This window comes from Streptomyces sp. NPDC002463 (assembly GCF_042889835.1).
Taxonomy (GTDB): Bacteria; Actinomycetota; Actinomycetes; order Streptomycetales; family Streptomycetaceae; genus Streptomyces; species Streptomyces nymphaeiformis.
Genome location: NZ_JBIARL010000012.1, coordinates 252,195 through 265,406, shown reverse-complemented (window position 1 = coordinate 265,406; position 13,212 = coordinate 252,195). Strand labels below are relative to the sequence as shown.

The 13,212-nt window shown below is 69.1% G+C and carries 11 protein-coding genes, 1 tRNA gene and 2 pseudogenes; 8 read left to right on the top strand and 6 right to left on the bottom strand.

The window, feature by feature from the left end:
* Positions 1-467: 467 nt before the first annotated feature.
* The 3 genes and pseudogenes from ACFYX3_RS25060 to ACFYX3_RS25050 form a co-directional block, all read left to right on the top strand.
* On the top strand, positions 468-833 hold the full coding sequence (locus tag ACFYX3_RS25060) for a ParA family protein (protein WP_389017345.1): 366 nt from the start codon (positions 468-470) through the stop codon (positions 831-833).
* A 137-nt stretch (positions 834-970) separates the two neighbouring features.
* Positions 971-1,885 (top strand): transposase family protein, encoded by a 915-nt coding sequence (locus ACFYX3_RS25055; protein ID WP_389017342.1) that lies wholly within the window; start codon positions 971-973, stop codon positions 1,883-1,885.
* A gap of 54 nt (positions 1,886-1,939) precedes the next feature.
* A pseudogene (locus tag ACFYX3_RS25050) lies at positions 1,940-2,683 on the top strand (Tn3 family transposase); the annotation flags it as partial.
* A 169-nt stretch (positions 2,684-2,852) separates the two neighbouring features.
* Here the strand turns inward: ACFYX3_RS25050 and ACFYX3_RS25045 are convergent.
* Positions 2,853-3,488, bottom strand: a complete 636-nt coding sequence (locus ACFYX3_RS25045) for a LysE family translocator (protein ID WP_389017339.1) — start codon at positions 3,486-3,488, stop codon at positions 2,853-2,855.
* Positions 3,489-3,585: 97 nt separating this feature from the next.
* Positions 3,586-4,056: an aminoacyl-tRNA deacylase gene (locus ACFYX3_RS25040; protein ID WP_389017336.1), complete on the bottom strand. Its 471-nt coding sequence runs from the start codon at positions 4,054-4,056 to the stop codon at positions 3,586-3,588.
* 128 nt (positions 4,057-4,184) lie between these two features.
* On the opposite strand from ACFYX3_RS25040, the gene ACFYX3_RS25035 reads away from it, so the two are divergent.
* Positions 4,185-5,285 carry a DUF5937 family protein gene (locus tag ACFYX3_RS25035; protein WP_389017333.1) on the top strand — a complete coding sequence of 367 codons (1,101 nt, stop codon included), beginning with the start codon at positions 4,185-4,187 and terminating at the stop codon, positions 5,283-5,285.
* 522 nt (positions 5,286-5,807) lie between these two features.
* Here ACFYX3_RS25035 and ACFYX3_RS25030 read toward each other — a convergent pair.
* Positions 5,808-5,978, bottom strand: coding sequence for a transposase (locus ACFYX3_RS25030; protein WP_389017330.1), 171 nt, complete (start codon positions 5,976-5,978; stop codon positions 5,808-5,810).
* Positions 5,979-5,995: 17 nt separating this feature from the next.
* On the opposite strand from ACFYX3_RS25030, the pseudogene ACFYX3_RS25025 reads away from it, so the two are divergent.
* Positions 5,996-7,220 (top strand): annotated as a pseudogene (locus ACFYX3_RS25025) (RNA-guided endonuclease InsQ/TnpB family protein).
* Between the two features lie 13 nt (positions 7,221-7,233).
* Here ACFYX3_RS25025 and ACFYX3_RS25020 read toward each other — a convergent pair.
* Complete coding sequence (locus ACFYX3_RS25020; protein ID WP_389017492.1) at positions 7,234-8,973, bottom strand: immunity 49 family protein; 1,740 nt, start codon at positions 8,971-8,973, stop codon at positions 7,234-7,236.
* Positions 8,974-9,326: 353 nt separating this feature from the next.
* Between ACFYX3_RS25020 and ACFYX3_RS25015 the strand changes: the two genes are divergently transcribed.
* Together ACFYX3_RS25015 and ACFYX3_RS25010 are read left to right on the top strand one after the other, a co-directional pair.
* Positions 9,327-9,797, top strand: a complete 471-nt coding sequence (locus ACFYX3_RS25015; RefSeq protein WP_382663042.1) for a DIP1984 family protein — start codon at positions 9,327-9,329, stop codon at positions 9,795-9,797.
* Positions 9,798-10,412: 615 nt separating this feature from the next.
* Positions 10,413-10,748, top strand: coding sequence for a hypothetical protein (locus ACFYX3_RS25010; protein ID WP_389017327.1), 336 nt, complete (start codon positions 10,413-10,415; stop codon positions 10,746-10,748).
* A gap of 22 nt (positions 10,749-10,770) precedes the next feature.
* Here the strand turns inward: ACFYX3_RS25010 and ACFYX3_RS25005 are convergent, their stop codons facing one another.
* Complete coding sequence (locus ACFYX3_RS25005) at positions 10,771-11,109, bottom strand: thioredoxin family protein (protein WP_389017324.1); 339 nt, start codon at positions 11,107-11,109, stop codon at positions 10,771-10,773.
* Positions 11,110-11,352: 243 nt separating this feature from the next.
* On the opposite strand from ACFYX3_RS25005, the gene ACFYX3_RS25000 reads away from it, so the two are divergent.
* Complete coding sequence (locus ACFYX3_RS25000; protein WP_389017321.1) at positions 11,353-12,330, top strand: hypothetical protein; 978 nt, start codon at positions 11,353-11,355, stop codon at positions 12,328-12,330.
* Positions 12,331-12,932: 602 nt separating this feature from the next.
* Here ACFYX3_RS25000 and ACFYX3_RS24995 read toward each other — a convergent pair.
* A tRNA-Met gene (locus tag ACFYX3_RS24995) sits at positions 12,933-13,006 on the bottom strand.
* Between the last annotated feature and the right edge of the window lie 206 nt (positions 13,007-13,212).

The window sequence follows — 13,212 nt, the reverse complement described above, 5'->3', positions numbered from 1 at the left end:
GAGTGGCCGGCCGCCCGCGCTCGGGGCTGCGGGCGGCCGGTCCTTCGGAATCCGTTGCCGGATGCCGTCCTCCGACCGTACGTCCCGGTGGGCCGGAGAGCCCGCAGAGAGATGTTTTTCAGACCGGGCGGGTGACCTGGCCGGGGCATCTGGCGGAGCCGCTGTCGACGTGGCCGTGTCGTCTAGGTGCGTACGGCGCACAGTGGGGGCGTGGATGCCGAGCAGCTCGCCGAGGAGCTGTACAGGCTGAGACCGGGCGAGTTCACCGAGGAGCGGGACGCGTACGTAGCGGAAGACCTCGGCTTCACGGGAGGTCCCCTCGACGATGGGGGACGTGCGCAGGCCGCAGCCATTCTCGACGGCAAGCCACTCATTCCAACCGGCGAAGCGCGCCCGAATCTGTTCGTACTCCCCGGCGGTCCGCGCTCGAAGAAATCGTCGAGGAGCTGTAGTGCCAGCGCCGCGCGGTGCGGCACACAGACAACCTCGACGACCAGGCCGCATGGACAGCGATGTACGCGGCCGTCATCGATGCTGTCGCCGACGACTACGACGTCATCATCCTCGACGTCGCACCCGGGTGCGAACCACTCCAATTCCAGGTCCTCGTCGCGGGGCATCGCGTCCTGATCCCGACGAAATCCGACCTGTCGTCCCGGAAGGGCCTGCGTACGGTCGCAAGACGGTTTGCTCATGCGGTCGCCCTGAACCCGGTGCTCCGGCTCCTGGGAGTCATCATCTTCGCGACGAACTCCTCTGCCACATGGGTACAGGAAGACATCAAGAGTCAACTGTCCGCTGACCTTCGGGGTGCCGCGCCAGTCCTCGAGTAGACGGTCCGGCATGTCGAAGCTGCGGCCGTGGCCTGCCGGAAGATCGGCAAGGTGCCCCAGGAACTGCGCGTCAACTTGACCCGGCCCTAACGAGTTGGTGCGCGATAGCGAGTGGGCATGCTCTGCTGGTGAAAGGCATGGTGGATCGTTCGGTCCTGGCGCATCCGTTGTTCACAGGTGTCTCGAGGAGTCATCTGTCTTCGCTGGTCGCGGAGTTGGCACGGCCGTGGGTGGCCGGGGTCGAAGGCCGCCGGCACCAGGCTCGAGGCGGGGCCAGGAAGCGGGCGCCGGGAGCGGGTGCCCGCCATCGGCTGGTGTTCGTGGACCGGCTTGTCGCCACGCTCATCCCCCTGCGTCACGACCTCCCGCACGCGGTCCTGGCCCTCCTTTACGAAGTGGACCGTTCCACCATGACCCGGGCGGTCGGTGAGGTGCGCCGTCTGTTGGCCGGGAGAGGGTTTGCCGTCCCGGAGCGGCCCGGGCTGCGACTGCGGACCCTGGAGGACGTCTTCGCCTACGCCCAGGCCGAAGGGGTCCGGTTGCGGCTGGACGCCACCGAGGTCCAGGTCCGCAGGCCCACCGCGGGCCGGGGCGGTCGGCAGGCGTTCGTGTCGGGCAAGAAGAAGCAGAACACGATGAAGGCCACCGTCATCGCCGACCACCACGGCCGTACCCTGTGGACCGACGCCCTGCGGCCAGGCCGCATGCACGACGCCACCGCCGCCCGCACGGCCGGCATCGCCAGATGCTTCCATGCCTTCGACCTGGTCCAGGTCCTCCTCGACGACGGCTACCTCGGCCTGAGCAGAGACCATCGAGGCAAGGCTCTCACCCAGCCGCGCAAGCTACGGCCGGGCGCAACGCTTCCCTTCCTCGAACACAACGAACGCCAGCGACACGAGCACTCCTCACAGCGGATCACCGTCGAACACGCCCTCGCCGACCACAAACGCTGGAAACAACTGACGCGCTGGACCCACCGCAGAGAGAACCTTCCCGCCACCTACCAAGCCATCGCCGCCCTCGTCTCCGACCGCAACATCACCGACTGAAGACGGCACTGAACAGGGCAGACATGTCCCACCCGCTATCACGCACCAACTCGTTACTCCGACATGGTGTCCGGCCTGTTCAAGATCCTCGGCTACAACTTCAGCCCGCGGTTCCGCGACCTGGACGACCAGCGGTTCTGGCGGGCCACGATGCCCGGCGTCGAAACCGGAACGTACGGCGCGGTGGAAGACCTGGTCCGCAACCGCGTGAACCTGAACAAGGTGATCACGCAGTGGCCGGACATGCTGAAGGTCGCCGGTTCCCTGGTCACCAACCAGGTCCGCGCCTACGACCTGCTCCGTATGTTCGGCCGCGAGGGCCGCCCCACTTCGCTGGGCGCAGCGTTCGCGGAGTACGGGCGGATCGCCAAGACCGAGCACCTGCTGCGCGTGGTCGACCCGGTCGACGACACCTACCGGCGGCAGATGAACCGGCAGCTCACCGTGCAGGAATCCCGCCACAAGCTCGCGCGGGATGTCTGTCACGGCAAGCGCGGCACCATCCATCAGGCGTACCGCGACGGGATGGAGGACCAGCTCGGCGCGCTCGGCCTGGTTCTCAACGCCATCGTGCTGTGGACCGCCCGCTACATCGACGCCGCCGTCGACCAGCTGAAGGTCGAGGGCCAGGAGATCCGCGACGAGGACATCGCCCGGCTCTCCCCGCTCAAGCACAAGAACCTGAACCTGCTCGGCCGATACAGCTTCATTGCTAGGGTCCCAGCCGTCGGCGCCCTGCGCCCGCTGCGCGACCCGGACGCGCCTGAGCTGGACGAAGACGACGGCACCGGAGACTGACAGGCGGCTGTGGCGGTGCCAGCGCGCCCGCCCCGCCGGACGCGCTGGATGGGCGTTGCAGTGGGAGTCAGCTCAGGCGTCCGCCGAGGCAGCCGTAGGGGTCGATCTCGTTGATGCGGGCTAGCGAGCAAGCCCCGCGCGGCCCACGGCTGCGCTGGTTCGGGAGGGGTCAGCGGCGGGTGGTGGCGACGATGAGCCCGAGGCCGATCAGCGCGATGCCGCCCGCGCCGCCGATCATCGACAGGCGCCGGTCGGAGCCGGCGAACCAGGTTCGGGCCACCGAGGCGCCCAGGCCCCAGACGGTGTCGCAGACCAGGCCGATCCCGGCCGGGATCAGGCCAAGGACCATCATCTGCAGCGGGATGTTCCCCGCGTCGTGGTTCACGAACTGCGGCAGGACCGCGGCGAAGAAGACCAGGCCCTTGGGGTTCGTGGCGCCCACCAGCAGGCCGTCCAGGACGGTGCGCAGATCACCGCGCCGTTCGCCCTCCCCGGTCGTCAGGTCGGCGCGCAGCCGACCACGCTGGCGGTACGCCTGGACGCCAAGGTAGACGAGGTAGACGGCGCCGGCCAGCTTTACGGCGGTGAACACGGTGGTCGAGCTCTGGACAAGGGCGCCGACGCCGAGGGCGACGGCGAGGACGAGGGCGTAGGAGCCCAGGAGGTTGCCCAGGACGGTGGCGAGCGCGGTGCCGCGGCCGTGGGCGAGGGCGCGGCCGACGATGAACAGGACGCTCGGGCCGGGAATCGCGATCACAACGAGGGACATCGCGGCAAACGCCAGAAGGCTTTCGGTACTCACCATGTGCCGGGACTTCCTGATCTGTGCCGCGCAGCCGGTGAAGGGCTGCGCGAGGTGCGAGCTGTGACGAGGGGGCGGGCCCGGCGCGCAGGCGGGATGGCTACCGGGAGAGGGCGGCCACCTGGGCGCGGGGGAGGCGGGCCAGGACGGCGGAGTCGATCTGGAGGGTGCGGTCGGCTGATCCGGCGCCGCAGTAGACGGGCCGGTCCGGTTCGGCGACCGTGGCATCGATCAGGCACGGCACCCCGGGCCGGTGGCTGACCGGCGGCACGCCCCCGGGCACCAGGCCCTCCGAGGCGAGCAGGCCGGCGTCCGCCGTGCGCAGCCGGGAACGGCTGGTGCCCAGGACGGCCGCCAGACGGGCGAAGTCCACCCGGTCCTCCGCCCGCAGCGCCACGAGCAACAGCGGGACGTCCGGAGTGGTGAAGGCGAGCGTCTTCACCGCCTGCGACCAGGGGAAAGGCAAGGCCTGGCGCTCGGCGACACTGTGCGCGGAGGCATGCTGGTGGACGGTGTACGGGCAGCCATCCGCGTCCAGCACGGCTTGCCAGGGCGCTTCGGGCGTACTCATGGAGGGACACCTGCAGCCTTCGGCTCGAAACGGACGGGAGTCGACCTGCGGCCGGACGGCGCGCGGTCTGCTCCTGAGCCTGATCGACGCAGCGGGTTCCGATCAACTGATTGTGAAATCCTGCAATCGTGATCACCCTGCGCTTCGCCGAGACGGCCGAGGAGGACATCGCCTTCTCCGTCTCACCCCTACTCGAAGCCGTCCACTCCTGGCACGTCCTCACCGACCCCGGCCACCACGCCCTGCACGTCCCCTGGGTCCGGCAGTGCCGCCGCCTGCCCGCCGCCCTGCGCCGGCGCATGCGCGAGCACGACTTCGTCGTGGCCGACCACATCCCCGCCCTCTTCGAAAGCCGCACCGGTGATCACGACGCCGACTTCGCGGACCAGCTCGCGGCCGTACGGGACCTGCCGCCCGCTCTGCTGGCCGCCGAACTCGCCAGAACGCTCGTCGACACCACCCGCCACACAGGAGACGACCTCGTCGACGACCCCGCCGCCCGCGACGCGGTACTCACCGAGTACCGGGACAGCGACCCCGGCCGGGCGGCACGGCTGGAGGGCATCCTCACCGATCCCCGACCCGTCCTCGACGACGCGCTCACCGTGCTCGAGGACTACTGGGACGCCGGCTTCGCCCAGGAGTGGGAGCGCATCGAGCCCTCCTTGTACGAGTCGATCGCCCGCTCGGGCGCCCGGATCGCCCACCAGGGCCTGTTCCCGATGCTCCGCACCCTCGCTCCCCAGATCCGCGTGGACCCCGGCCGGCGGACCCTGCGGCTCGACCGTCCGCACGACCACGACGTCACCGTCACCCATGAACACCCCGTGACGTTCACCGCCAGCCACTACGTCTGGCCCCACGTCCGCGTCACCTGCGACGCCCCCTGGCCCATGCGGATCACCTACCCCGCGCTGCCCCTCGCGCCCGCCTCGACCGCCCGCCCCACCAGTCAGAAAGACACCCTCACCGTGCTCCGGGCCCTGGCCGCCGCCCCACGCCTGCAGATCGTCACCCACCTCGCCGCCCAGAGCCGCACCACACAGGAACTCGCCACCCTCCTCGGCCTGTCCCCCTCCGTGACCTCCCGCCACCTCCATCAGCTCACCCAGGCAGGACTCACCACCACCCAGCGCGAGGGCTACTACGTTCTCTACGCCCTCGCCCCCGCTCGCCTCGACCAGATTGCCACCGCCCTCATCACCCTCGCCCCCAGGCCCGAGGCCTGAGCGAACGCTGTTGCAGGCCCCCGCGGGCATCGCCAGAAGCAAGACCTGTGTCGGCAAACGATCGTTTGACGACAGGGCGGCGGCATGTCCACTGATTCCTATGAGCCTTTTCCAACCTGCCTGTCAGCAGGGCTGGCTACGTCCGGTTGAGAGTTCGGGACATGGTGGCCAGCTGTGGATCTGCTGGCCAGGGGCCTGTCGCCGACTGGCGTAGCCAGCTGTCCACGTGCCCTTGACCAGCACAGATACGAGGTTGGAAAAGGCTCACTGACACCGTCTTGATCACGGCTTTGATCCCGGACCCACCACCCGGTGGGCCACTACGCTCCGTGGGAATCCGCTTGTGAGGGTGGGGTAGCCGTGGGCCGTACGCGCAACGGGTTGATGGGCGTGCTGACGAAAGGCCGTGGGGCTTCTATCTCTGATCTTGCGCAGTGCTCCGCCCCTTCAGGGCGGGGGTGAAGCGCATTGTTGGCCCGGAGGCGCGGATCGCCGGGGTTCGCTGTGCCTGCGGGGTGGCGGTCAGACGGGTCGCTTCCGGTTCTCGGTGTACTGCTTGACCGCGGTCAGCGGTGCGCCGCCGCAGCTCCTGGCAAAGGAGGAGCCGGACCAGAAGTGTCCGCCCCACAGGTACCGGCGCACGTGAGCGTCGTACTCCTTGCGCAGCATCCGGGCCGATACGCCGTAGACCAAAGAATATGGTGGTCGTCATGCAGCTTCGGTACAGCTTCCGCGTGTACCCGAGCGCCGGTCAGCGCAAGTCGCTGGCGAGGGCGTTCGGGTGTGCTCGGGTCGTCTTCAACGACGCGCTGCGCGTCCGTGAGACCGCCCGGGCCGCCGGGCTGCCGTTCATCCCGTCGGGTGAGCTGTCCAAGCAGCTCACCGCCTCGAAGAAGACTCCCGAGCGGGCGTGGCTCGCCGAGGTGTCATCGGTCGTCCTGCAGCAGTCCCTGCGGGATCTGGACGCCGCCTACAAGAACTTCTTCGACGGCCTCAAGGGCAAGCGCCCGCGCATGGGTGCGCCCCGGTTCAAGTCCCGCAAGGACACGCGGCAGTCGGTCCGGTTCACCGCGAACGCCGGGTGGAAGATCACGGCTGGGGGAAAGCTCCGGCTTCCCAAAGGTCGGTGACATCGCCGTGAAGTGGTCCCGCACCCTGCCGTCGGTGCCGTCCACGGTGACGGTGGTCATGGACAGTGCGGGCCGGTACTTCGCCTCGTTCGTGGTCGAGACCGCCCCCGAGGTGCTGCCCGCCACGGACGCCGTGGTCGGCATCGATCTCGGTCTGACCCACTTCGCGATCCTGTCCGACGGCACGAAGATCGACAGCCCCCGCTTCCTGCGCCGGGCCGAGAAGAAGCTGAAGAAGGCCCAGCGGGATCTGTCCCGCAAGGCCAAGGGCAGCAGCAACCGGGCCAAGGCCCGCATCAAGGTCGCCCGCGCCCACGCACGGACCGCCGATGCGCGGCGCGAGTTCCACCACCAGCTCTCCACGAAGGTCATCCGCGAGAACCAAGCGGTGGCGGTGGAAGACCTGGCGGTCAAGGGGCTTGCCCGCACCCGCCTCGCGAAGTCCGTGCACGACGCCGGATGGTCGGCGTTCGTTTCGATGCTGGAGTACAAGGCCGCCCTGTACGGGCGTGTCTTCCACCGCATCGGCCGGTTCGAGCCGACCTCGCAGGTCTGCTCGGCCTGCGGGAGCAAGGACGGCCCCCAACCCCTGCACATCCGTATGTGGACCTGCGGGGCCTGCGGGGCTGTCCTGGACCGGGACATCAACGCGGCGGTCAACGTCGCCAAGGCCGCCGGACTGGCGGTATCAGCCTGCGGAGCGCGGGTGAGACCGGGACTCGTCCCGGCACAGCGCGAAGAAACAGGAACCCACCCGAAGCCGCGCCGGTCAACGGCGCGGCAGGCGGGAATCTCCGTCCTTTAGGGCGGAGAGGATGTCAAAAGGGTTCAGCGGCCCGCAGGAGGTACTGCGGCAGGTAGGAGGACTCCACGCGGATGGCCCAGCCCCGGCGGCGGCCGTGGCAGGCCAGGGCCAGGACGTCGAGGTTGACGGAGACTTCGGGGCCGTCGGCGCGGTCGGCGACCTGGTAGTAGGCGCGATGGGCTTCGAGCGCGTCGGCCAGGGCGAGGTTGAAGCTCTCCTCGTTGCCCTCCACGAGCTGCGACAGCAGCACGGCCGGCGGCATCGCGAAGCCCCAGTCCTTGGCCTTCTCGGCCTCCTGCAGCGCCCGCTGTGCGGCCGCTTCGGGTTCGGCGCCCGCCAGGTAGGCGTAGAGCGCTTCGCGGTACGCGGTGAACGCGGATCCGTCCGGGCCGGCAAAGGTGGGGCCGGTGAGGACCAGCGGGGCGAGGTCCTCACGCACACCGGTGATCAGGGCGAAGGCGACGGCCATCTGCCAGTACCCGGCACCGGCTTCCCTACCCCGCTTGGCGGGGTAGCGCAGGGTGCGCCCGCCGATGGACACCTCGACCTCGGTGTCCGGCTCCGCCAGCGCGACGCGGAACAGGGCCGCGCCCATCTGAGAGGCCAGCCGAAGAGTGGCGAGCTGGGCGTCCGCGAGGTCGCCGGGGTTTCCCGCCCGCCACTGGAACAGGCGCCTCTGGTCCTCCAGCACGTGGGCCAGATGCGAGACAGCAAGAGGCTTGCCGTCGACGGGAGTGAACGCTTCGTGGAGGTGTTCCTCGTACATGGCCTCGATCCGCTGGATCCCATCCCCATCCCGCTCGCAGGCCGGCCGTTCCACGACAAGCGGGCCCGTGGCGAGCGCGGCGACAGCGTCCGGCCGCCGGCTCCGGCCGAACCCTGCGACCCGCGGTCCCTGCGTCTCGAAGCCGGTGACCAGCGCGTGCGGCAGGTAGTCCGTGTGGACGGCAGGTGCCCAGCCCAGCGTCCGGTACGCGAGCGCGGCGAGTGCGATGGGGACCAGGGGGAGGAGAGTGCTTGGTGTGGCTGTTGGGCCGTGCAGGGCGGCGTGCCTGGTCAGGAGGTCGGCGAGTGCGGCATCGAAGGCCTCCCGGTCCTCTGTCGTCAGTGCGCGCAGTGTGCGCAGCGCCAGGCTGTCGGGCCGGTCCAGGAGGGGCTCGCCGGTCTGTTCGGCGCAGGCACGGATCCGGTCCAGAGCAGCGTCGAGGGCAGCCAGCTTGGCCCGCGCGCTCGGCGGGTACTCCCCGTCGCCGGCGTCGTCCAGGACCACGGCCGTCAACCCCGTGGCGAGCTCACCGCCAGGCGTTCCCTTCGCCTGCTCGGCGAACTTCCGCCGGGCAAAGGTGAATTCCTCACCGTGCCACTTCGCCTTGTCCCGGAGCACCGACAGACACAGCGCGTCGATCCACTCGCCGGGTGTGACCGTTTCCTCGGGGGCCTCGTCACCCGGGTCGTAGCTCATGCCGAAGTTGACGTACTCCAGGAAGACGTTGAAGGTGCAGTGGGGGTGGTACGCGGCGTAGGCGACGGCGCCGACCGCGGCCTCGGAGGCGTCCTTGAGGGCGGCCTTGGCCTCTGGGCTGTCGAGGTCGGGTGTTTCGACGGAGAGAGCGCCGAGGTAGTCGAGGAACTCGTCCGCGACCGACTGCCATTCGTACGTGGCCATGCGGCCGGCCCTCGACATGGAGTGCACCTGACGCCCGATGCGGTTCGTGAAGTCCTCGCGCGCTGTCGAAACGGCGGCCCGGCCCACCTGGTGACGCTCTATTCGCACTGCCCTGCTCCTTGATCGAATCTCTGCGACAGCCTAGGCGCGGACTCTGACAGGCCGGCAACGTGAGCAAGGCCCCATGCCATACGGCGTCGCCTCGGGAGCCCAGCGCGGCGCGTGCAGGCGAGCGGGCGGGGCACGAAAGGCGTAGGAGTGGAGAGTGCACCTCTCACCGCCCGTCGAGCCGATGCTGCCTCGCTCCGTGACGGCTCTGCCGCCCGGAGCGAGGCCGGTGCCGTACGAACAGGAGGATCTTGCCGGTGCCGTCTGCGAAGCGGCCGCGCTCGTTCGCACTCGTATACTCGTGCAAGCTCATGGAGGGGGAGGTGGAGACAGTGAAGCTTGCTGAGGCACTGGCAGAACGCGCGGAGGCCACGCGCCGTGTAGAACAGCTGCGAGCACGCGTTGTCGGCAGTGCTCGGTACCAGGAAGGCGAGACACCTGCCGAGGATGCAGCCCAGCTGCTGGCTGAGGTCGGCGAGGTGCTGGACTCCCTGGAAACGTTGATCCGGCGGATCAACCGGACCAATGCCACCGTGGAAATGGGTCCAGACGGCACGCTCACCGATGCCCTCGCACGCCGTGATGTCCTGCGTTTGCGTCACTCTGTGGTCACCGCGGCAGCGGATGCCGCGGCGGGTAGCGGCGAGCGGGGATACGGCCGGCAGCTTCGGTCCGAGCTGATGATGCTTTCCGCCCTTCCTGTCGCGGAGCTGCGCGGTCAGGCAGATGCACTGGCTCGGGAGATCCGCGAGGTCGATGTGCGGATCCAGCGCACGAACTGGGAGGTCGATCTGCTGGACTGAGAAGTCCGGCAGGCTGGGCTTTGTGGAGCAGGTAGCAGCTTCGGAGGCGTGCACACACCGAGGGCCGGCGGTTTTCCAGCCCACTCCTGGCGCGTGAAGAGCAACGCGGGGGTTCGACTCCCCATCAACAGTGCAGCTCAGCACCGTGTACAGGTAATGGTGCACATCGCACAGCACATCACCACGTGCAGATCCGAGGCGGCGAGGGCGGGTTCGGGGCTTTCCACATCACAGCACCACCGAAGAACAGCAGTCTCCACCTGACGCCGTCGACGATTTCGGCGACAGGCACAGAACCGGAAGACAGGCCCGAAACAGGTCCTCCCTGAGGGGAGAAGGCCGCGGGAGCTCCGGCAGGGAACCTTTCGCCATCCGGGTCGAGGTCAGCGGCGGAGACGACCAACTGCGTGGACGTTGTCCCCGACGCCCTCGCATACGGCACGAAGATCCGCTGGATCGCGCCGAAGCTCATCGAGGCCGCCAACAAGACGGTGCCCGAAGCGAACGTCCAAGCCGTGCACGTCCTGGCATCCGCCTTCCGCGCCGCCATCACGGCAACGTCCTTGGCGGCCGCCAAGAAACCAGCCCCGCGACAGGTCGTCCCGGCCCGGACCGGTGAAGACCCGGGAGACCACATCGGCCGGCTACCACCGTGCACTCGCCGCCCACCGCGTGGTCGCCCCGCCCCGCCAGGAGGACCCGGCACTCGCCGCCGCCGTCGTACGGCAGGAACAGGCCCGCCGCGAGCTCGCCGAACGCGTCTTCCCCGACATCGACCAGGACCAGGAGGACGAGGCGCCGGCGTCGCTCGAGGACGTCCGTGTCAAGCAACGCCAGGCCGTCGAAGCCGTCCGCGCGGCCGCGATCCTGCGGGCCCGAGCCGAGCGCGCCGCCGGGCGGAACGGCGCCGGCCGTGTTGGAGCCGAGACGGCACGCCCACGGGTTGCGTGACGGGCCTTGCGGCCGCAGCAGATCAGAGACGGCCGCCCAGGAACTCCCGTACCTCGGCAATGGTCATGAGCCCCGTGCCGTGCGCCACAGCCGCTCCCTCTCTCAGCAGTACGTAGGACGGGGCTCCGGTGACCCCGTATCGTTCGGTGGCGACCGGACAGCGCGTGATGTCGGTGCGGACGACCGTCAGGCGGCCCGTGTACTCCTCGGCGATGGCGCCCACGACGAGGTCCATCGCCCGGCAGGGTTCGATCGCCTTGGGCCATGTCCCGATGAAGTACGCGAGGACCGGGACTCCGCTCATCCCGAGGATGAAGTCGAACTCCGCGTCCTCACGCGGTTGGTGAACCTGCTTCGCCATGGAGGCTCCTGACCTCGCGTTCCATCATTCCCTCCCCATCATCTCCCGCGCTGCAGAAGAGCACCGAGTACGACCGTCACGTTGCCCTCCTTCACGTGCAGCGGGGTGGACACGATGATCGGCTGCGGAGCCAGTGGGTGTGATGGCACGCCGAATTGGAGGGGAAGGTGGGGGTGCGTGCGGGGTGACAGGCGGCAGATTCAGACGGCGGTACTGGGCAGCGCGGACTCGGAGGAGCCGTTGATGCTGCCGCTGGAAGCGATCAAGCTGGACGCCTTCCGCCGGCGGCACGAACACGACACGCTCTGGTGCGGGCTACTGCTCGGAGGCTGTGGCCTGCAGCTGACCACCAAGGTGTATACCGACCGGGTCTGCCACTTCGCCCACCATCCCGGCCCCGACGGGCCTCCTCATCTGCGCGGACGCCGTGCTCGTGGGGTGGCGAGCGCAGACCATCTGTACGTGAAGGCCGCGGCCGACATCTGGCTGCGCGCTCGCGGTACACAGGCCGGCTTCGATTTCGTCCAGCCGGACGGGGCGCCGATCGGTTCGGTCGTCGACATCCAGCTCCCGCACAAGAGGCTGCGCGTGCACCTGGACCAGGAGGTGGCACCGGACTGGGACGCAGAGCACGAACCGGTACTCGGGGTGTCCGTCCCGGTGGACCCGGACACCCTGATCCGACATTGGTGCGTGCACCGCATCCGCCTCGACAGCGACGGCACCGCCCGCCGGGTGCGGATCGGGACCGAGGCGTTCGCCCGGCCCACCGAGTGGTTCGCCCTGGACGAATGCGAGATCACCGAGCGGGGCCTGTCCACCCCGGCGGTCGAGCGGATCGTCCAAGCCTGGAGCGGGCCCCCTTCCACCCGGTGGACTCCGGGCAAGAAGCAGGAGGAACCGGCGCAGGACGTGCATGCGCAGGAGCTGCTGCGCCGGCTGCTCTACGCCCGCCGGGTCGAGTCCACAAACCTGGCGCAATCGGTGTGCCACGAGATCGGCGAGCTGACTGACGTGAGCCCGCAGCTCCAGGGCCAGCTGGACGTCGCCCTGCGAAACGCTTCCCTCTGGATGGAGAAGGAAACCGAGACGCGCCAGGATCTGTGTGCCCGGCTGAACCAGGGCGTGGCCGGACAGAAGACCAGGGTCCAAGGTCAAGTAACTGTGCCGGGAATCCAACGAGGTCGGCAAGGTTGGGGCGCATCGGCAGACCCAGATTGAGCTGTGGAGCGAAAGGGCCCGGTCCATGCCCTTCTCGTCCCAGACACTCGCGCCGCTCAGGCCACGAGAACGTGCGCCGCTGCACAACCAGGTCGGCCGGGCGTACTGGACCAAGAAGGCGTGTCCGCGTTGCGAGGTGGGTCGTGGCCAGAGGTGCGTTGTCTTGGGCGGAGGCCGTGCCGGTCAGGTGCGGCAGGTGCCGCATGACGAGCGCTTGCAGCTGATCATCGATGAGCGGGAAGCGCGGCAGAGGGAGGCCCGGCCCGTGTGGCAGGTGTACGACGTGGGCTGCCCCGTCTGCGGCCAGGTGCCGGAGCTTGGTGCCTCACGCCTGGCAGACCGCATCGCCCGCGCTTCAAGCCGGCCGAGGAATACACCCGTCGGCAAGAGCCCCGCCACTGAAGTCGGAAATCGGCCAGAAGTGTCCACCGCTCTGGAGCGCTCAGCGTGGTGATCGGGGCAGATCAGGTGTGGTCGGGCGCGTCGAGGAGCAGGCTGGCATCCCTCGTCGGCCCGGTCGACGGGAACAGGCGGGACGGCTTCACGCTCACGTGCACGTTTGAGGCCCGGATCCACAGGATCCGGGCCTCAAACGACTTCAGTAGCGGGGACAGGATTTGAACCTGCGACCTCTGGGTTATGAGCCCAGCGAGCTACCGAGCTGCTCCACCCCGCGTCGGAAGGTCCAACTGTACGCCACCCGCAGTGTCACCCAAGACCAGCCACTTGACTCACCCGGCAGGTGCTGGGGGTGGGGCTTGCCGCCACACGGCAGGACCGGCATCCCGCCGGGCCGCCACTGGCCTGCGAGCCGGCGTCGGTCACGATGTTCGTTGCGGTGCTGGAGATGGGCGCCACGGCACGGCGCGTTCGACCGCAGCC